The following is a 17963-nucleotide window of genomic DNA, read 5'->3' as shown; positions in this document are numbered from 1 at the left end:
CTCACCGTCCTCCCGCCGCCGCGGCCCGCGGCGTCGTCTCGTCCGGCGCGGGCACGCCCGGGGCGCCCCGCTCCATCAGCAGTTCGTGCAGCTCGGCGCTGATCCGGGCGACGTCGGCCAGGTGCGCGTGCCGGCCCAGGGTGCGGGGCCGGGGCACGGCCACCTCGACCACCTCACGGATCCGGCCGGGGCGGGGGCTGAGCACGACCACCCGGTCGGCCAGCAGCACCGCCTCGTCGATCGAGTGGGTGACGAAGACGATCGTGGCCTTCGTGTCCATGTGCACCCGCTGCAACTCGCCGGAGAGTTCCTCGCGGGTGAGCGCGTCGAGCGCGGAGAACGGCTCGTCCATGAGCATCACCCGGGGCGAGCCGATCAGTGAGCGGCACAGCGAGACCCGCTGCTGCATGCCGCCGGACAGCTCGTGCGGGAGGCGCTTCTCGAAGCCGCCGAGCCCGGTCATCTCCAACAGTTCGCGGGCGCGGTCGCGGTGCTTCGCCCGGCGCCAGCCGAAGATCTCCACCGGGAGCAGGACGTTGTCGAGGACCGAACGCCAGGGCAGCAGCGCCGGGCGCTGGAACAGCATCGCGACGTCCTGGCGCGGCCTGGTGATCGGCGTGCCGGCGACGGTGATCTCGCCGGCGGTGGCCGGCAGCAGGCCGGCGATCATGCGCAGCAGGGTGGACTTGCCGCAGCCGGATCGGCCGAGGACGGCGACGAACTCGCCCTCGGCGACGTCGAGGTCGATGCCGCGCAGCGCCTCCACCCGCCCCGAGCGGCCGTCGAAGGTGCGGGACACCCCGGACAGTCGGATCATCTCCCCGCCGGCTCCCTTCCCACGTCGCCTCGAATGCGAGCCGGGCTAGCGTAGCGGGGATGCTGCTTATAGCACCGTCCGGGGTGGACGTCAGTCCGCTACCCGTCACCCCACTTCGTTTCCGTTCCGCAACCCGTACGGTTGCGGCGCGTCATCAGCCTTCTCGTACTCTGTTGCGCGCGAAGAGTCCCCTCACGACGGTCCAGTCGGCCGACCCTCCTGCCGACCCCGTCGGACCCCACGACCCGACCGGCGAAGATCTCCTGGTCGGAAAGGACATGGTGCACTGATGAGAAGGTTGACCCGCACGGTCGCCGCCGCGGCGCTGGCGACCGCCCTCGCCCTCGTGGGCGGCTGCAGCAGCGACTCGGACAAGTCCGAGAGCGGCAGTGGCGGCAGCGGAGCGGCGCTGGAGAAGGTGACCTACCTCACCTCGTTCGGCAACTTCGGCCGCGACTCCTACGCCTGGGTGGCGAAGGACAAGGGCTTCTTCAAGGAGGCCGGCTTCGACGTCGACATCAAGCCCGGCCAGGGCACCGGCTCCGTGATCCAGACCGTCACCGGAGGCCAGGCCGACTTCGGCCCGATCGACCTGACCGGCGGCATCCTGCAGCTCGGCAACGGCCAGGCAAAGGACTTCGTCGCGGTGGCCGCGATCCAGCAGCGCACCATGGCCGCCATCGTCTCGGTCGAGGGCAAGAACATCGCCACCCCGAAGGACCTTGAGGGCAAGAAGCTCGCGGACACCCCGACCTCCGTCGTGCGCAACCTCTTCCCCACGTACGCCCGGCTGGCCGGCATCGACGAGAAGAAGGTGACCTGGGTCAACGGTGAGGCACAGGGCCTGATGGGCATGCTCGGCTCGGGTTCGGTGGACGGCATCGGCCAGTTCGTGGTCGGTCAGCCCACGGTCGAGGTGGTGACCAAGAAGAAGCCTGTCGTGTTGCCCTACAGCAACGTGATGCAGGACCTCTACGGCAACGCGCTGATCACCTCCAGCAAGATCGCCAAGGAGAAGCCGGAGATGGTGAAGAAGTTCACCGCCGCGCTGCTCAAGGGCCTGGAGTATGCGCTGGAGCACCCGGACGAGGCCGGCGAGATCCTGAAGAAGAACGTGCCGGCCGCCAACCCGGCCGCGTCCGCCGCCGAGCTGCAGCTCATGGCCGCGTACGTCCGTTCGAGCAACTCGGGCACCGCGATCGGCACGCTGGACAGCGGCCGGGTGGCCAAGAGCATCGCGCTGCTGCAGGGCGCGGGCGCGCTCAAGCAGAACCTCACCCCGGACCAGATCATCGACTTCGACCTGGCGCCGAAGGCCTGACGGTCGGCTCGGGCCACGGGGGGTGCGACCCGCCGGACATCCGGTGGGTCGCACCCCTGCGCGTGACGGTCGTGACGACCGGCCGGAGAAGGAGGACACTTGACGCAGTTGACCGAGGTCCGGCCGGGGGCGCCGGAGGAGCCGACCCGGGCGGCATCCGCCCGGCGCGACCGGGCCGTACGCCCCGCCGTGGTCGGGCTGCCGGCGCTCGGCCTGGTCCTCGCGGTGGCCGCCTGGTGGCTGGTCACGTCGGGGCTGCACCTGGTGCACCCGGTCGCGATGCCGCCGCCGCAGGCGGTGGCCCGCGCGATGGCCGCCACCACCGACGTGCTGCTGCCCGCGCTGGGGATCACCACCTGGATGACCCTCTCCGGCTTCCTGGTCTCGGCGGCCGTCGGCGTGCTGATCGGGATGGCGCTGGCCGCCTCCGCCCGGGTGGAGCGGATGTTCGCGCCGCTGCTGGTGGCGGTGAACGCGGTTCCGAAGATCGCTTTCGGTCCGCTGCTCGTGGTGGCCGTGGGCTTCGGCCAGAAGCCCATCCTGACCATGGTGTTCCTGCTCTGCTTCTTTCCGATCGTGCTGTCCACCGCCACCGGGCTGACCACCACCCCGGCCGACCTGGCGGAGCTGGGCCGCTCGCTCAACGCCTCCTGGTGGCAGTCGTTCCGCAAGGTGCGCCTGCCGGCCGCGCTGCCGCAGATCTTCGTCGGCCTCAAGGTGGCCATGCCGCTGGCCGCGATCGGCGCGGTGATCGGGGAGTTCTATTCGGACCGGCCCGGCCTGGGTTACCAGATTCTGCAGTACAATGGCGTCGGCGACACGGCGACCGCCTGGGCGGCGATCGTGTTGGTGGCGCTGATGAGCATCGTGCTCTACGCGGCGCTCAGCGCGATCGAGCGGGTCGCCCTGCCCTGGGTCCGAGCCACCACCTCCGCCCGCTGACCCGGCCCCGAGAACCCGTCCCCGACCGAGACAGGCCAACCCGCCCCGACGACCGGGAACCCCATGTCGACCGAGGCAGCTCGACCCACCCCGTCGACCGAGAGCATCAGGTCGACCGGGTCGCATCCAAGATCAAAGCAGTGACGGCCGGATGACGGCCGACCACGACGGTGTGGGCCCCGGCGCAACCGGCGGAGGGATCAAGCCTGACCGCCCGGAGCCGGTTGTGCCGGGGCCCACACTCCCACGGTGATTACCCAGCGAGACGCCAGCGCCCACCCCGCGCGACGAGCGTCGTCAAAGCCTGCGGCATCAACCCCGAGTGGTTGTCCGGTGTCATCCGGATCGGCCCGGAGAGGCCGTCGAGCTGCGACGTCTCCAGGACCTCGCGCAGGGCGTCCCGGTCGATCTCGCCCGGCTTGCCGCCGGTGCGCTGCTCGGCGTCGGCGATGAGCTGGACCGCGTCCGCCGCGAACGAGGAGAAGCCGTTGTAGCCGCCCCACCGGGCCGTGTAGTCCTGGAACCACTGCCGCCGGGCGGCCTTGGCCGGGGTGGTGGCGATCACGTCGTCGATCACCATGGTCTGGGTGAAGATCAGCGTGGCCTCCTCGGTGGAGCGGGCCGACGGGCCGAGGAACAGGTCACCGGCCGCCGAGGCGTCGAAGAAGAACGACCCGCCGAACTTGCTCTGCCGGGCGGTGGTGGCGGCCAGCGTCGCCTGCTCCGGGGGGGTCCACAGGATCAGTGCCTGCGGCTTCTTGCCGATCAGGTTGCCGATCTGCGCGCTCACCTCGGTGTCCGTGGTGCGCACCGATTCGTCGGCGACCAGCCGCAGCGAGGTCTTGTCGAATTCCCGGCGCAGCGCGGCGAGCCCTTCCTGGCCGTACCCGTCGGCGCTGTGCAGCACCGCCACCTTGCGGATGCCGCGTCGGGTGAGTTCGGTGGTGAGTGCCGCCGCGTTGTCGGCCGCATTCGGGGCGACCTTGAAGACGTATCGACGCTGGTCAACCGGCTCGGTGACCGCGCCGGCGGAAGCGAGCGCGATGGTCGGAATGCGCTTGTCGTTGATCGTGCGGGCCGCGCCGACGGCGCATTCGTTGCAGCTGCCCATGATGACGGCGCCCACCTGCGAGTCGGCGCTGAAATCGTTGATGTTGCGCAAGGACTCGGCGGCGTCGGAGCGGTTGTCCTTGATCCTCAGCTCGATCCTCCGGCCGCCCAGCGCGCCGGAGGCGTTCATCTGGTCGACCTTCAGTTCCAGGGCCCGTTGGTAGACCTTGCCGATGGGTGCGGAGGCGCCGGACAGTTCGAGGTCGGCGGCGATCACGATCGGGCTGGTGTCCTGCGGTTCCCCGCCGATCCCGCAGCCGGTGAGCGTGGTGGCCAGCACGGCCGTTGCGAGCGCCGCGATGCGCGCGGAGCGGATGGGGCTCAACTCAGTCCTCCATGGTGCGGCGTGGGCCGGCGCCCGGCCACCGCCGCTCGTCCGTCCTCAGTGGAGGATCGGGATAGGTGTGCCGTACGGTGTGCGCGAAGCCTGCAAAACCTTGCCAATGCCGGGCCCTGCGGTCAAGCGCGGCGGCGGGATGCCGTTTCGGGACGCTCATCCCACATGTTGGGGACACGAAACGTTAACTGACAATTACTGCCCAGATGCGCGCGACCACTCTGGAGTGACATCCCCAGTTCAGGGCGCTGGAGAAAAGAAGGTATTAGGTGACCGGATCGCGGCTTGCGTCGACACCGACCGTTTCCTGCCTCACCGCGGCTTCCCAAAAAGGATCACGTCTGATGAAATCGCGGCCGTGCCGCGCGTGGCGCTGGCCGCTGCACCAGGCACGGGTCAGCGGGTCGCGCGTGGAAGAAACGACGGAGGCGATGTCGTGAGCACCGGACCTACGACCCTGCCCGGGAGCCCCAACGCCGATCAGCGGAACCGGCGACGGCGCCTGCCCCGGCTGCGCGACGCGCGGATCCGTTCCAAGCTGGCCCTCATCCTGGTCGTTCCGGTGGCCGCTGTCATTGCACTGGCAACTATCCGACTCATTTCGGTGGGTCAGGGCGCGTACCAGGCGGACCAGGTCCGCGCCCTCACCGCGATCTCGGTCGACGTCTCGGCGCTCCGCCAGGACCTGCACAAGGAGCGGATGGCGGCGGCCGTCTTCCTGTCCGACCCGGCGCAGGAGCCGGACGCCTACAACCTGCGGGTGCGCCGGACCGACGAGCGGATCGCCGCGTACAAGCAGGAGCGCGACGCGCTCGGCGACGCGCCGGCGGCGGTCCGGGACCGGCTCCAGGTGATCGACGACCACCTGGAGACGCTGAACGGCACCCGCCAGGAGGTGCTCGACCGCACGCAGATGCCGGTGTCCGAGGCGAGCCTGCGCTACGGCATCGTCCTCGGCGACCTGGTCGCCTACGGCGACGCGCTGGCCCAGCAGCCCGGCGCGGAGAGCCTCGCCGACGCCCGCCGCGCGGTGGCCGCGTTCGCTCACGCCAAGGCCGAGGTGGCGGAGGAGGAGGCGGTCGCCTTCACCGCGCTCGCCGGCGGCGGTCGCATCGACGAGGAGCAGTTCTCCTCCTTCGTGGCCACGCTGACCGGCCAGCAGGAGGCGCTGCTGTCCTTCTCCCGGGCCGCCACCCCGCAGCAGCGCGCCCTGGTGGACCGCACCGTCTCCGGTGACGCCGTCCAGCTCGCCGACCGGGTCGCCAACGACCTGTCCCGGTCGGTCGGCAAGCCCGCGCTGGTGACCGCCAAGCAGACCTCCGACGCCGTCGGCGCCGTCGACGACCTGATGCGGTGGGCGGAGGTCCAGCTCCTGGACGAGCTGCTCGCCGACGCCGACGCGGTGCGCAGCGACGTGATCCGGCAGGCCATCGTGGAGAGCCTGCTCGTGCTGCTCACCCTGGCCGTCGCCGTGACGCTCGCCGTGGTGCTCGCCCGCTCGCTCAACGACTCGCTGCGGCGGCTGCGCGAGGGCGCGCTCTCGGTGGCCAACCACGACCTGCCGGACGCGGTGAGCCGGCTGCAGAACGTGAACGCCATCGGCGACGGCGGCGTGGACGAGATCGTCCAGCAGGTGCGCGACCCGATCAAGCTGACCAACCGCGACGAGGTCGGCCAGGTGGCGGTGGCGTTCAACGTGGTCCACCGGGAGGCGGTCCGGGTCGCGGCCGAGCAGGCCGCGCTGCGGACCAGCGTCTCGGCGATGTTCCTCAACCTGGCCCGCCGATCGCAGAACCTGGTCGATCGCATGATCGGCGAGCTGGACGCGATCGAGCGCGGCGAGGAGGACCCGAAGCGCCTCGCGCAGCTCTTCGAGCTGGACCACCTGGCCACCCGGATGCGCCGTAACGACGAGAACCTGCTGGTCCTGGCCGGCGCCGACTCGGCCGTGCCGCGCCGCGACGACGCGCTCCTCGTCGACGTGCTGCGCGCCGCCCAGTCCGAGGTCGAGCTCTACAACCGGATCGAGTTCGGCACCGTGGACACCGACATCTCGGTCGCCGCGCACGCCGTCAACGACGTGGTCCGGCTGGTCGCGGAGCTGCTCGACAACGCCACCCGGTTCTCGCCGCCGAACACCGTGGTGGTGGCCGACGGCCGGCGGATCCGGGACTACGTGCTGATCCAGGTCGAGGACCGCGGCCTCGGCCTCACCGACGACCAGCTCGACTCGCTCAACCGGCGTCTGGCCGCGCCGCCGACCGTCGACGTGGCCGCGTTCCGGCTGATGGGTCTGGCCGTGGTCAGCCGGCTCGCCTCCCGCTACGGGATCCGGGTCGAGCTGCGCCGCAACGTCGAGGGCGGCACTGTCGCCCAGGTCACCCTGCCGAACTCCACGGTGGTGCTGCCGGCCAACCGGGGCCAGGCGCCGCTGGCCCGGCCGCGCCAGCCGCTGGCCGTGGAGCCCTCGCCGCTCAGCCAGGTCGGCGCGGCCGACGCGCTGGCCGGCGCCGGCCGGGGCGGCACCGCAACCCTGGCCGAGCAGTGGCGCAACACGACCACGCCACCGCCCGCGCGCTGGCAGGCGCCCGCCGAGGTGCGGGACAACACCCCGGCCGTGCAGCTCGGCGGGGCGCCCGCGGCTCCGTTCGCCGCCCCGGTCGCCGCCGCCCCGGCGCCGGCCGCCGCCCCGGCGCCGGCCGCCGTCCCGGCCTCGGGGGCGGGCTGGTCGGCCGGGGGGCCGACGGTCGCGTACCCCGCTCTCGACCCGCTGCCCAAGCGGACGCCGGGCGGTGAGAACGAACCGGCCGCCCCGCCGGCCTACCAGTCGCTCGCCGCCGCGCCGACGGTCGAGGCCACCCCGGTCGCGCCGGTGGTGGCCCGACCGGACCGCCCGGCCGAGGCGCCGATATTCCGGGAGATGGAGGCGGTCTGGTTCCGCTCGCACGGAGAGGACGAGACCACCATCTTCACCCGGCCCCGGTTCGACGAGCCGCCACCCGCCCCGGCGCAACCCGCCGCGGCCGTGCGGCCACCGCTGCCGACCCGCACCCCGGGTGCCCAGGCGTCCGGGCTGACCACCCCGCCCGCGTACAGCCCACCGGCGGTCCCGGCCACCCCGCCCGCCGCGGCGGCGCCGGTGACCCCGGCGCCGTCCGCACCCGCGCCGGAGCCCGCCCCGGCCCCGGCGATCGACCCGGACGCCTGGCGGACCGCGGCCGACGACGGGTGGAGCCGGGCCAGCCAGGCCGCCGAGCCCACCACCGGCGGCACCACCCGCTCCGGCCTGCCCAAGCGGGTGCCGCAGGCGCAGCTCGTGCCCGGCGGGATCGAACCGAAGAGCGGTCGGGACCGCAGCCGGCGCACCCCCGACGAAGTACGGGGTCTGCTCTCCGCCTACCACCGTGGCGTCCAGCGGGGCCGTACGGCCGGCACCGACCTGAACAGCACCTCGAACAAGGAGACGAACCGATGAACAGGCCTGCGGCCATGCAGGACATGGGTTGGTTGCTCACCAACTTCGCCGACAGCGTGGCGGGTATCGCCCACGTGGTGGCGGTGTCCGCGGACGGGCTGCTGCTCGCCTCCTCCCGGGACCTGCCCGGCGACCGGGCCGACCAGCTCGCCGCGATCACCTCGGGCGTGGTCAGCCTCACCGAGGGCGCGGCGCGGATGTTCAGCGCCGGCGGGGTGTTGCAGACGGTGATCGAGATGGACAGCGGATACCTCTTCCTGATGTCCATCAGCGACGGGTCCTCGATGGCCGTGCTCGCGGCGCGTAGCTGCGACGTCGGCCAGGTCGGCTATGAGATGGCGCTGCTGGTGGAGCGCGTCGGCCAGGCGCTGGTGCCGCTGCCGAGGGATGCCGTCCGGTCCTGACCGGCTGATCGAACCGGTGATCCGGGGCCGGCCCGGCTCCGTACGAGGGGAGGTGATCGCGAGATGGAACCGCGACGTGATCCGCGTGGCGCGTTGGTGCGACCGTACGCGGTCACCCGCGGCCGCACCGAGCCGTTGCAGAACATCGCGCTCGAGGCGGTGCTGTCGAGCACGGCCACCCAGACCGCCGAGGCGCGCTTCGCCGGGCACGACAAGTACCGCATCTCCTCGGTCTGTGAAGGCCGGGCACAGTCGCTGGCGGAAATCGCCGCTTACACCCGGATGCCGCTGGGCGTCACCCGGGTGCTGGTCGCCGACATGGTGGCCGAGGGCCTGCTGACGCTACACAGTGCCGCTCCCGCGACGGGTTTCGCGGCGCGGATGAACCTGCTTGGAAGGGTGCTAAGTGGACTTCGCGAACTATGACCCCGACGGGGCGAACCGCGGCCGGGAGATCATCTCCGCGAAGATCGTGATCGCGGGTGGCTTCGGGGTGGGCAAGACCACCCTGGTCGGGGCGATCTCCGAGATCCAGCCGCTGACCACCGAGGCGTTGATGACCGCGGCCGGCGTGGGCATCGACGACCCGTCGAAGGTGCCGGGCAAGGAGACCACCACGGTCGCCATGGACTTCGGCCGGATCACCATGGCCGAGGACCTGATCCTCTATCTGTTCGGCACCCCGGGGCAGACCCGCTTCTGGTTCATGTGGGACGAGATCATCCGCGGTGCGGTGGGCGCGGCGGTGCTGGTGGACACGCGCCGGATCACCGACGCGTTCGCGCCGCTGGATTACTTCGAGAACCGCAAGCTGCCGTACGTGGTGGCGTTGAACCGGTTCGACGACGCGCCGCACTACGAGCTGGAGGAGGTCCGGGAGGCGCTCGCCATCTCGCCGGACGTGCCGCTGGTGATGTGCGACGCCCGGCGGCGGGACTCGGTCAAGCAGGTGCTGGTGACCGTGGTGGAGCACGCCATGCTCCGGCTCCAGGCCGAGCACGGCTACCCGGCCTCGGTGGGCTGAGCCGGCTCAGTCCACCCGCAGGCGGTAGCCGCGCTTCACCACGGTCTGCACCACCCGGGGCGCCTTCAGCCCCACCCGCAGCCGGGCCACCGCCATCTCCACGGCGTGCTCGTCCGCCCCGCGCGGCAGCGTCCGCAGCAGCGCGGTGCGGGAGAACACCTTCCCCGGCGACGTCGCCAGCGCCCGCAGCACGGCCATCGGAGCCGGCGCGAGCTGGCGCAGTTCCCCGTCCACCACCGCGGCGTGGCCCCGCAACGTGAGCAGGTGCCCGGCCGCCTTCACCGAGACCGTGCGGCGGGGCAGCTCCTCGACGATGGTGCGGACCAGCGCGCCGAGCCGGGCCCGGCTCGGCGCGCTCACCGGCACCCCGCGCCGCACCAGCGGCTCGGCGGTGACCGTGCCCACGCACCCGGCCAGCACGTCGCCACGCAGCGCCTGAAGCACCGTCTCGGTCCGGTCCCCGGCGGCCCGCAGCAGCGCCTCGGCGGCGGGGGCGGAGGTGAACGTGACCGCGTCGACCAGCCGCCCGGCGACCAGGTCGATGAGCCGGTGCAGCGGCGCCGGGTCGGCCGGTGGCGCCCAGCGGTAGACCGGCACCTCGATCACCGTGGCCCCGGCAGCGACCAGCGCCTCGGTGCACTCCGGCTGCCGGTCGCCGTGCAGCTGCAACGCCACCACCTGGCCGGCCACCCCGCGCCGGACCAGGTGCTCGACCACCTCGTCGCAGCTCTCCGAGGCGGGCGACCAGTGCTCGCGCAACCCGGCCGCGCGGATCGCCCCGGTCGCCTTCGGGCCGCGGGACACCACGTACGCGCGGGCAAGCGTGGCGTGCAGCGGTTCGGCCAGCCCCCAGCCCTCGGCCGCCTCCAGCCAGCCCCGCATCCCGATGCCGGTGTTGGCCATCAGCACGTCCGGCGGGTGCTCCAGGCAGGCTCGGGTGGCCTCACGCAGGTCACTGTCGTCGGCCAGCGGCACGATCCGCAGCGCCGGGGCGAGCACCACCCGGGCGCCGCGGCGCTGGAACAGCGCGGCCAGTTCGTCGCGCCGCCGGTCCGCGGTGACCCCGATGGTGAAGCCCGCCAGTTCGTCCCGCATTCACTCCTCCTGCCGCAGCCGCACCTCGACCAGGCCGTCCCGGCAGCGTGCCCGGTGCCGCCGCAGCGCCACCCCCGGCAGGTCCAGGCAACGTCCGGTGGTGAGGTCGTAGACCTGCTTGTGCAGGGGAGAGGCGAGCGTCGGCACCCCGCCGCGACTGCCCACCAGGCCCCGCGACATCACGTACGCGCCGCCGACCGGGTCGAGGTTGTCCACCGCGAACAGCCCGGCGGCGGTCCGGAAGAGGGCCACCTGCACGCCGTCGACCAGGGCGGCGACGCCGCGATCCGCGTCGAGGCGGTCCAGCGGGCACACCGGCGTCCAGTCGAGCGTCGTCGTGGCCGGGCTCATCGCCGTACCTCCGGCAGGCCCAGCACGACGGGCTGGCGGCGGCGGTCGGGGCCCGGCGGCGCGTCGTGGGCCGGCACCGGCTGGCCCCGCTGGACCGCGAAGGTGATGGACGGGTCGGGCACGTCCGGCGCGTTGACGAACGAGGTGAAGCGGCGCAGCCGCGCCGGGTCCTCCAGCACGTCCCGCCACTCGTCGGAGTAGGTGGCGACGTGCCGGGCCATGGCCGCGTCGAGGTCGGCGCAGAGCCCCAGCGTGTCGTCCACCAGCACCGACCGGAGGTGGTCGAGCCCGCCGTCCATGGCCTCGATCCAGGCGGCGGTGCGCTGCAACCGGTCGGCGGTGCGGATGTAGTACATCAAGAATCTGTCGATGAGCGTGATCAGCGCTTCGGTCGACAGGTCGGTGGCGAACAGGTCGGCGTGCCGGGGCCGGAAGCCGCCGTTGCCGCCGACGTACAGGTTCCACCCGGTCTCGGTGGCGATCACGCCGAAGTCCTTGCTCCGCGCCTCGGCGCACTCCCGGGCGCAGCCGGAGACCGCCGACTTCAGCTTGTGCGGCGCGCGCAGCCCCCGGTAGCGCAGCTCCAGCGCGATCGCCAGCCCGACCGAGTCCTGCACCCCGTACCGGCACCAGGTGTCACCGACGCAGGACTTCACCGTGCGCAGCGCCTTGCCGTACGCGTGGCCGGACTCGAAGCCGGCGTCGACCAGCCGCCGCCAGATCTGCGGGAGCTGGTCGACCCGCGCGCCGAACAGGTCGATCCGCTGCCCACCGGTGATCTTGGTGTAGAGCTGGAAGTCGCGGGCCACCTCGCCGATCGCGATCAGCTTCTCCGGGGTGATCTCCCCGCCGGGGATCCGGGGCACCACCGAGTAGCTGCCGTCGCGTTGCAGGTTGGCCAGGAAGTGGTCGTTGGTGTCCTGGAGGGAGGCCGCCTCCCCGTCGAGCACGTGGCCGGTGCCGAGCGATGCGAGGATCGAGGCCACCACCGGCTTGCAGATGTCGCAGCCGCTGCCCCGCCCGTGCTCGGCGACGAGCCGGGAGAACGTGCGGATGCCGCGCACCCGGATCAGGTCGAACAGCTCCTGCCGGCTCAGGTCGAAGTGCTCGCAGAGCGCGGTGGACTGCCGCACCCCGGCGGCGTCCAGGAGCTGCTTCAGCATCGGCACGCAGGAGCCGCAGCTCGTGCCGGCCCGGGTGCACGCCTTCAGGGCCGGCACGTCGGTCGCCCCGCCGGCGATCGCCACGTCCACCTCGGCCCGGGTCACCGCGTTGCAGGAGCAGACCTGCGCGGCGGCCGGCAACGCGCCGGCCCCGGCCCCCGGGCCGCCGGTCGGGGCGAGCAGCGCCAGCGGGGGAGCGGGCAGCGGCCCGCCGACGCTGGCCCGCAGCGTCGGGTAGGCGCTCGCGTCCCCGACCAGCACGCCGCCGAGCAGCGTCCGCGCGTCGTCGGAGAGGACCAGCTTCGCGTACGACCGGGTGGCCGGGTCGGTGTAGGTCACGTCGAGGCTGCCGGCGGTGCTCCCGTGCGCGTCGCCGAACGAGGCCACGTCGACGCCGAGCAGCTTGAGCTTGGTCGCGCTGTCCGCGCCGGGGAACGTGGCCGCCCCACCGAGCAGCCGGTCGGCGACCACCTCGGCGGTCGCGTACCCGGGCGCGACCAGCCCGTGGCAGACGCCGTCCACCGCCGCGCACTCGCCGACCGCCCAGATCCGCTCGTCGGCGCTCCGGCAGGCCGCGTCCACCAGCACCCCGCCGCGCGGACCCAACGGCAGCCCGGCCGCGCGGGCCAGCTCGTCCCGGGGCCGGATCCCGGCCGCCACCACGACCAGGTCCGCGTCCACCGTGCGGCCGTCGGCGAGGGCGAGCGCGGCCACCGTGCCGTCCGGCCCGGCCCGCAGTGCCGTGGTGGCCACCCCGAGGTACGCGGTGACACCCAACTCCTCCACGTACCGGCGGAGCATCGCCCCACCCGCCTCGTCCACCTGCACCGGCATCAGCCGGGGCGCGAACTCGACCACACTTGTCGCGAGCCCGAGCAGGCGCAGCGCGTTCGCCGCCTCCAGGCCGAGCAGCCCGCCGCCGATCACCGCGCCGGTGCGCCGGCCCCGGGCGCGTTCCCGGATCGCGGTCAGGTCGTCGAGCGTCCGGTAGACGAAGACCCCCGGCAGGTCGGTGCCCTCGACCGGCGGCACGAACGCGGACGAGCCGGTGGCCAGCACCAGCGCGTCGTACGGGTGCTCGCCGGTCGCCGTGGTGACCACCCGCCGTGCCCGGTCGATGCCGGTGACCGGCTCGCCCAGCCGCAGCTCCACCCCGCCGTCGGGGGCGTGCAGGCTCAACTCGTCCGCGTCGACCCCGTCGAACACTGCGGACAGCCGCACCCGGTCGTACGCCGGGCGCCGCTCCTCGGCGAGCACGGTGACCCGCCAGCGCCCCTCGCCGTCGCGGGCCCGCAGCGCCTCCACGAAGCGTTGCCCGACCATCCCGTTGCCGACCACCACCAGCCGGCCGCCCCGCTCGCTCATCGCGTCACCTCCGCCATCGCGCGGTCCGCGCCCGCGCCTCGTTCCGCCCCGCCTCGTTCCGCCCCGCCCCGGTCCGTGCCGACTGGGGAGGTCCCGTTCCGGTCCTGCGGGTCGGTGGGTGGGTCGACCCCGGCGAGCCAGCCGGCGATGCCGGCCACCGCGTCCCGGCAGCCACCGCAGCCGGTGCCGGCCCGGGTCGCCGCCGACAACGCCGCGACCGTCCGCGCGCCGGTCCGCCAGCACGCCACCAGCGCGCCCTTGGTCACGTCGTTGCACCGGCAGACGGTGGCGGCGTCCGGCATCAGCGCCGGTGTGACGGCCGGCTCGGGTGGCGCGACGCCGAACGCCCGGCCGAGCAGCAGCGAACGCCGGTCCGCCGGCACCGGGGCGCCCCGATCGAACAGCTGCACCACGGCGCCGACCGCCGGGTTGTCGCCGAGCAGGATCGCCCCGGTCAACCGCTCGTCGCGGATCCGCAGCCGGGCGTAGGTGCCCCGGGCCGGGTCGGCGAACGTCAACTCCTCCACAGCGACCGGCGTGCCGGTCACGTCACCCGCGCCGGTCACGTCGCCCATCGCGGCCAGGTCGATGCCGGCCGCCTTGAGCCGGGTCACCACCGGCCGTGGCCGGTAACGGACCAGCGGGTCGGCTCCGGTGAGCACGTCCGCCACCACCCGGGCCTGCGCCCAGGCCGGCGCGACCAGGCCGGTCAACGTGCCGTCGTGCTGGGCGCAGTCGCCGATCGCCGAGATCCGTGGGTCGCTGGTGCGCATCCGGTCGTCCACCACCACGCCCCGGTCGACGGTGAGCCCGGCGGCGGCGGCCAGCGCGGTGTCGGGGCGTACGCCGCAGCAGAGGACCAGCAGGTCGGCCGCGAGCGGCTCGCCGTCGGCCAGGCGCAGCCGGACGCCGCAGGCGTCGACGGTCACCCCGGTCGCCGGCACGCCGAGCCGCACCCGCACGCCCAGTCCGGCGAGCGTGCCGGCGAGGACCGTGCCGGCGACCGGGTCGAGCTGCCGGTCCATCAGGTGCCCGAGCGGGTGCACCACCGTCACGTCGAGGCCCCGGGTGGCGAGGCCGCGGGCCGCCTCCAGCCCGAGCAGCCCGCCGCCGAGCACCAGGGCCCGGCGCGCCCCCCGGGCGGCGGCGAGGATCCGCCGGCAGTCGGCAAGCGTGCGGAACGGGACCACCCGGTCGGGCAGCGGGTCGAGCCCGGGCAGCGGCGGCACCACGGCCCGGCTGCCGGTGGCCAGCACCAGATGGTCGTACCCGTGCGTGCCGCCGTCGCCGGTGCGTACCTCCCGGGCGGCCCGGTCGATCGCGACGACCGGCGTGCCGGTCCGGACGTCCACGCCCGGCCCGACGGCCTCGACCAGCTCCACGTCCGCCTCGTCGACCTTCCCGGCCAGCAGCGTGGCGAGCATAATCCGGTTGTACGCCCGGTGCGGCTCGGCCCCGAGCACGGTGATCCGCCGGTCGCCGCCGCGCGCGTGCAGCTCGGCGACGAGCCGCGCTCCGGCCATGCCGTACCCGACGACGACGACGCGCCCGGTCATGCCGCCTCCACCCGGACCGCGCAGACCTTGAACTCCGGCATCCCGGAGACCGGGTCGAGCGCGTCGTTGGTGACCGAGTTGGCCCGGGCCGCGCCGGGCCAGTGGAACGGCGCGAACACGGTGTCCGGCCGGATCGCCGGGCTGAGCCGGGCCGGCGCGCGCAGCTCACCCCGGCGGGAGACCACCCGCACCGGCGTCCCCTCGGTCACGCCGAGCCGGGCGGCCAGGTCGGGGTGCAGCTCGACGAACCCGCCGGGCGCGGCCCGGCGCAGCGCCGCCACCCGCCGGGTCTGGGCGCCCGACTGGTAGTGCGCGAGCACCCGGCCGGTGGTGAAGTGCAGCGGGTACTCGGCGCAGACCGGTTCGGCGGCCGGACGGTGGGTGACCGGGTGGAACCGGGCCCGGCCGTCCGGGGTGGGGAACCGGTCGGCGAAGAGACGGGGGCGGTCCGGCCCGTCCGGGTCCGGGCACGGCCAGAAGACGCCGGTGTCGGCGTCGATCCGGTCCCAGGTGACGCCGGCGTAGTCGGCCGGTCCGCCGGCCGAGGCCCGCCGCAGTTCCTCGAACACCGCGCGCGGGTCGGTCGGCAACGGTTCGCCACCGGTGAGGCGGGCGGCGAGCGCGGCGAGGACCTCCAGATCGGTACGGACGCCGGCGGGCGGTTCGCGCAGCGCGCGCCGGCGCAGCACCCGGCCCTCCAGGTTGGTCATCGTGCCGTCCTCCTCGGCCCACTGCGCCACCGGCAGCACCACGTCGGCCAGTTCGGCGGTCTCCGAGCGGAGGAAGTCGGCGACGACGAGCAGGTCCAGGTCGCGCAGCCGGGACTCGACCCGGGCCGCGCGGGGCGCGGAGACCACCGGGTTCGAGCCGAACACCAGCAGCGCCCGCGCCCCGGACGGGGTGCCGAGCGCGTCGAGCAGTTGGTAGGCCGGCACCCCGGGCCCGGGCAGCGTCGCCGGGTCGACCCCCCACACCCGGGCCACGTGCTCCCGGGCCGCCGGGTCGTCGATCCGCCGGTACCCGGGGAGCTGGTCGGCCTTCTGCCCGTGTTCCCGGCCGCCCTGCCCGTTGCCCTGGCCGGTCAGGCAGCCGTAGCCGGAGCCGGGACGACCGGGCAGACCCAGGGCGAGCGCCAGGTTGACGAAGGCGGTGACCGTGTCGACGCCCTTGGCGTGCTGCTCGGCGCCCCGCGCGGTGAGGATGATCGCCCGGTCCGCGCCGGCCAGGGCCCGGGCGGCGGCCTCCAGGTCGGCCACCGGCACCCCGGAGAGGCGTTCCACATCCGCCGGCCAGTAGCCGGCCACCGTCCGCCGGACCTCGTCGAAGCCGGTGGTCCGCGCCGCCACGTACGCGCGGTCGACGAGGCCCTCGGTGAGCGCGACGTGCAGCAGCGCGTTGGCCACCGCCAGGTCGGTGCCGGGCAGCGGTTGCAGGTGGAGGTCGGCCTGACGGGCGGTGGCGGTGGCCCGGGGGTCGACCACGATCAGCCGGCCGCCGTGTGCGCGCTGGTCGGTGACGTGGCGCATGAGCGGCGGCATGGTCTCGGCCGGGTTCGCGCCGACCAGCATCAGCGTGTCCGCCCGGCCCAGGTCGGTGAGCGGGAACGGGAGCCCGCGGTCGACGCCGAACGCGCGGTTCCCGGCCGCCGCGGCCGACGACATGCACCAGCGTCCGTTGTAGTCGATGTGTCGGGTGCGCAGCGTCACCCGGGCGAACCGGCCCAGCGCGTACGCCTTCTCGTTGGTCAGCCCGCCGCCGCCGAAGACCGCGACCGCGTCCGGGCCGTGCCGGTCGGCGACCGTGCGGAGCCCGGCGGCGACCCGGTCGAGCGCCTCGACCCAGCCGGCCGGGCGCAACTCTCCGCCGGGCCGGTCGCGCAGCAGCGGCGCGGTCAGCCGCTCTGGGTGGTCGAGCAGTTCGGCGGCGGTCCAACCCTTCTGGCACAGCCCGCCCCGGTTGGTCGGGAAGTCCCGGGGCGCGACCTCGACGCCGGCGGAGGAGTCGCGCAGCACCATGCCGCACTGGAGCGCGCAGTAGGGGCAGTGCGTCGCCGCCTCCCGGGGGCGCGCCCCCGGTTGTGTCGCCACGCGTGCACCGTCTGTCATGTCGGAAAAGCGTGCCGCCGGGCGGTTTCCGGTCCGGGTCCCTTCTGTTTCGGTCCTGTCAAGAGCGCCTCACACCGCACGGGCGTGACGAGACGGGCGGTGGGGTCTAGAATATGAGAAGGCTGTCTCATTATTCGGGAGGCAAGTATGAGCGTGACGGATGCCTTCGACGCCGTGGCTGGCCGCTACGACGAGGCCCGGCGGCGGCTGGTGCCCTGCTTCGACGCCTTCTACGGCACCGCGATCGAGGTGGCCGCGCCGCCGTTGCGGGCGGCGCTCGCCGCCGGGCGTACCCCCGAGGTGCTGGACCTGGGTGCGGGCACCGGCCTGCTCTCCCTGCTGCTGTCCGCGGCCGTCCCGGGCGTGCGGCTGACGCTCGTCGACGGCGCGCCCGGCATGCTCGCGGTGGCCGCCGGCCACCTGGCCGCCCGGGGGGTGCCGCACCGCACGGTCCACGCCGACCTGACCGATCCGCTGCCCGCCGGCCGCTACCACGCGGTGGTCTCCGCGCTGGCCGTCCACCACCTGGACGACGACGGCAAGCGGGCGCTCTACCGGCGGGCGGCGGACGCGCTGACGCCCGGTGGGGTGTTCGTCAACGCCGAGCAGGTGGCCGGGCCGACCCCGGCGTTGGACCGGCGCTACGACGAGGTGTGGACGGCCCGCATCGCCGAACTCGGCTCCGACACCGACGAGGTCGCCGCCGCCCGCGAGCGGATGCGGTACGACCGGCCGGCCACGGTGGCCGACCAGTGCCGCTGGCTCGTCGAGGCCGGGTTGGCCGACGTGGACTGCTTCTTCAAGGACTGGCGCTTCGCCGTCTTCGGCGGTCGCCGTCCCCGGTGACCGGCGGTCCGGTTGCCCGACCGGCGCGAACCGGGATGACTGGTGGTCATAC

The 17963-nt window shown here is 73.9% G+C and carries 14 protein-coding genes; 7 read left to right on the top strand and 7 right to left on the bottom strand.

What is annotated here, in order from left to right:
* Window position 1: 1 nt before the first annotated feature.
* On the bottom strand, window positions 2-817 hold the full coding sequence (locus AB0H28_RS01475) for an ABC transporter ATP-binding protein (protein WP_358032627.1): 816 nt from the start codon (window positions 815-817) through the stop codon (window positions 2-4).
* A gap of 289 nt (window positions 818-1106) precedes the next feature.
* Between AB0H28_RS01475 and AB0H28_RS01470 the strand changes: the two genes are divergently transcribed.
* Both AB0H28_RS01470 and AB0H28_RS01465 read left to right on the top strand, forming a co-directional pair.
* Window positions 1107-2138 carry an ABC transporter substrate-binding protein gene (locus tag AB0H28_RS01470; protein ID WP_358032624.1) on the top strand — a complete coding sequence of 344 codons (1032 nt, stop codon included), beginning with the start codon at window positions 1107-1109 and terminating at the stop codon, window positions 2136-2138.
* 99 nt (window positions 2139-2237) lie between these two features.
* Window positions 2238-3080 carry an ABC transporter permease gene (locus tag AB0H28_RS01465; protein WP_358032622.1) on the top strand — a complete coding sequence of 281 codons (843 nt, stop codon included), beginning with the start codon at window positions 2238-2240 and terminating at the stop codon, window positions 3078-3080.
* Between the two features lie 253 nt (window positions 3081-3333).
* On the opposite strand, the gene AB0H28_RS01460 is transcribed toward AB0H28_RS01465, so the two are convergent.
* Entirely contained in the window at window positions 3334-4515 is a 1182-nt protein-coding gene (locus AB0H28_RS01460; RefSeq protein ID WP_358032620.1) for an ABC transporter substrate-binding protein, read from the bottom strand.
* A 448-nt stretch (window positions 4516-4963) separates the two neighbouring features.
* Here AB0H28_RS01460 and AB0H28_RS01455 point away from each other — a divergent pair, with 448 nt between their 5' ends.
* The 4 genes from AB0H28_RS01455 (at window position 4964) to AB0H28_RS01440 (ending at window position 9430) form a co-directional block, all read left to right on the top strand.
* On the top strand, window positions 4964-8002 hold the full coding sequence (locus AB0H28_RS01455) for a sensor histidine kinase (RefSeq protein ID WP_358032618.1): 3039 nt from the start codon (window positions 4964-4966) through the stop codon (window positions 8000-8002).
* The gene (locus AB0H28_RS01450) at window positions 7999-8406 is read left to right on the top strand and encodes a roadblock/LC7 domain-containing protein (RefSeq protein ID WP_013288588.1); all 408 of its coding nucleotides are present in this window, start codon (window positions 7999-8001) and stop codon (window positions 8404-8406) included. The genes AB0H28_RS01455 and AB0H28_RS01450 overlap by 4 nt, the downstream gene beginning before the upstream one ends.
* A 63-nt stretch (window positions 8407-8469) precedes the next feature.
* Window positions 8470-8832 carry a DUF742 domain-containing protein gene (locus AB0H28_RS01445; RefSeq protein WP_358032616.1) on the top strand — a complete coding sequence of 121 codons (363 nt, stop codon included), beginning with the start codon at window positions 8470-8472 and terminating at the stop codon, window positions 8830-8832.
* Window positions 8813-9430: an ATP/GTP-binding protein gene (locus AB0H28_RS01440; protein WP_358032614.1), complete on the top strand. Its 618-nt coding sequence runs from the start codon at window positions 8813-8815 to the stop codon at window positions 9428-9430. The genes AB0H28_RS01445 and AB0H28_RS01440 overlap by 20 nt, the downstream gene beginning before the upstream one ends.
* A 6-nt stretch (window positions 9431-9436) precedes the next feature.
* Here the strand turns inward: AB0H28_RS01440 and AB0H28_RS01435 are convergent, their stop codons facing one another.
* From AB0H28_RS01435 to AB0H28_RS01415, 5 genes are read right to left on the bottom strand one after another with little or no spacing between them, the layout of a single operon-like run.
* Complete coding sequence (locus AB0H28_RS01435; RefSeq protein WP_358032611.1) at window positions 9437-10525, bottom strand: uroporphyrinogen-III synthase; 1089 nt, start codon at window positions 10523-10525, stop codon at window positions 9437-9439.
* Entirely contained in the window at window positions 10526-10876 is a 351-nt protein-coding gene (gene nirD / locus AB0H28_RS01430; RefSeq protein WP_358032609.1) for a nitrite reductase small subunit NirD, read from the bottom strand.
* Window positions 10873-13404: a nitrite reductase large subunit NirB gene (gene nirB, locus AB0H28_RS01425; RefSeq protein WP_358032606.1), complete on the bottom strand. Its 2532-nt coding sequence runs from the start codon at window positions 13402-13404 to the stop codon at window positions 10873-10875. The genes nirD and nirB overlap by 4 nt, the downstream gene beginning before the upstream one ends.
* Complete coding sequence (locus AB0H28_RS01420) at window positions 13401-14960, bottom strand: FAD-dependent oxidoreductase (protein ID WP_358032603.1); 1560 nt, start codon at window positions 14958-14960, stop codon at window positions 13401-13403. Before AB0H28_RS01420 ends, nirB begins: the two co-directional genes overlap by 4 nt.
* Entirely contained in the window at window positions 14957-17065 is a 2109-nt protein-coding gene (locus tag AB0H28_RS01415) for a molybdopterin oxidoreductase family protein (protein WP_358032600.1), read from the bottom strand. Before AB0H28_RS01415 ends, AB0H28_RS01420 begins: the two co-directional genes overlap by 4 nt.
* A 147-nt stretch (window positions 17066-17212) precedes the next feature.
* Between AB0H28_RS01415 and AB0H28_RS01410 the strand changes: the two genes are divergently transcribed.
* Complete coding sequence (locus AB0H28_RS01410; protein WP_358032597.1) at window positions 17213-17911, top strand: class I SAM-dependent methyltransferase; 699 nt, start codon at window positions 17213-17215, stop codon at window positions 17909-17911.
* The last annotated feature ends 52 nt before the right edge of the window (window positions 17912-17963 follow it).

Source organism: Micromonospora sp. NPDC050980 (assembly GCF_040653835.1).
Lineage (GTDB): Bacteria > Actinomycetota > Actinomycetes > Mycobacteriales > Micromonosporaceae > Micromonospora.
The sequence above is the reverse complement of the archived record's forward strand: the minus strand, read 5'-3'. Positions and strand labels throughout refer to the sequence as shown.

Bases quoted from the DNA above. Each gene is read 5' to 3' on its own strand.
- AB0H28_RS01475 (WP_358032627.1), bottom strand. From the start codon at position 817: ATGATCCGACTGTCCGGGGTGTCCCGCACCTTCGACGGCCGCTCGGGG.
- AB0H28_RS01470 (WP_358032624.1), top strand. From the start codon at position 1,107: ATGAGAAGGTTGACCCGCACGGTCGCCGCCGCGGCGCTGGCGACCGCC.
- AB0H28_RS01450 (WP_013288588.1), top strand. From the start codon at position 7,999: ATGAACAGGCCTGCGGCCATGCAGGACATGGGTTGGTTGCTCACCAAC.
- AB0H28_RS01445 (WP_358032616.1), top strand. From the start codon at position 8,470: ATGGAACCGCGACGTGATCCGCGTGGCGCGTTGGTGCGACCGTACGCG.
- AB0H28_RS01435 (WP_358032611.1), bottom strand. From the start codon at position 10,525: ATGCGGGACGAACTGGCGGGCTTCACCATCGGGGTCACCGCGGACCGG.
- nirD (WP_358032609.1), bottom strand. From the start codon at position 10,876: ATGAGCCCGGCCACGACGACGCTCGACTGGACGCCGGTGTGCCCGCTG.
- nirB (WP_358032606.1), bottom strand. From the start codon at position 13,404: ATGAGCGAGCGGGGCGGCCGGCTGGTGGTGGTCGGCAACGGGATGGTC.
- AB0H28_RS01420 (WP_358032603.1), bottom strand. From the start codon at position 14,960: ATGACCGGGCGCGTCGTCGTCGTCGGGTACGGCATGGCCGGAGCGCGG.
- AB0H28_RS01415 (WP_358032600.1), bottom strand. From the start codon at position 17,065: ATGACAGACGGTGCACGCGTGGCGACACAACCGGGGGCGCGCCCCCGG.
- AB0H28_RS01410 (WP_358032597.1), top strand. From the start codon at position 17,213: ATGAGCGTGACGGATGCCTTCGACGCCGTGGCTGGCCGCTACGACGAG.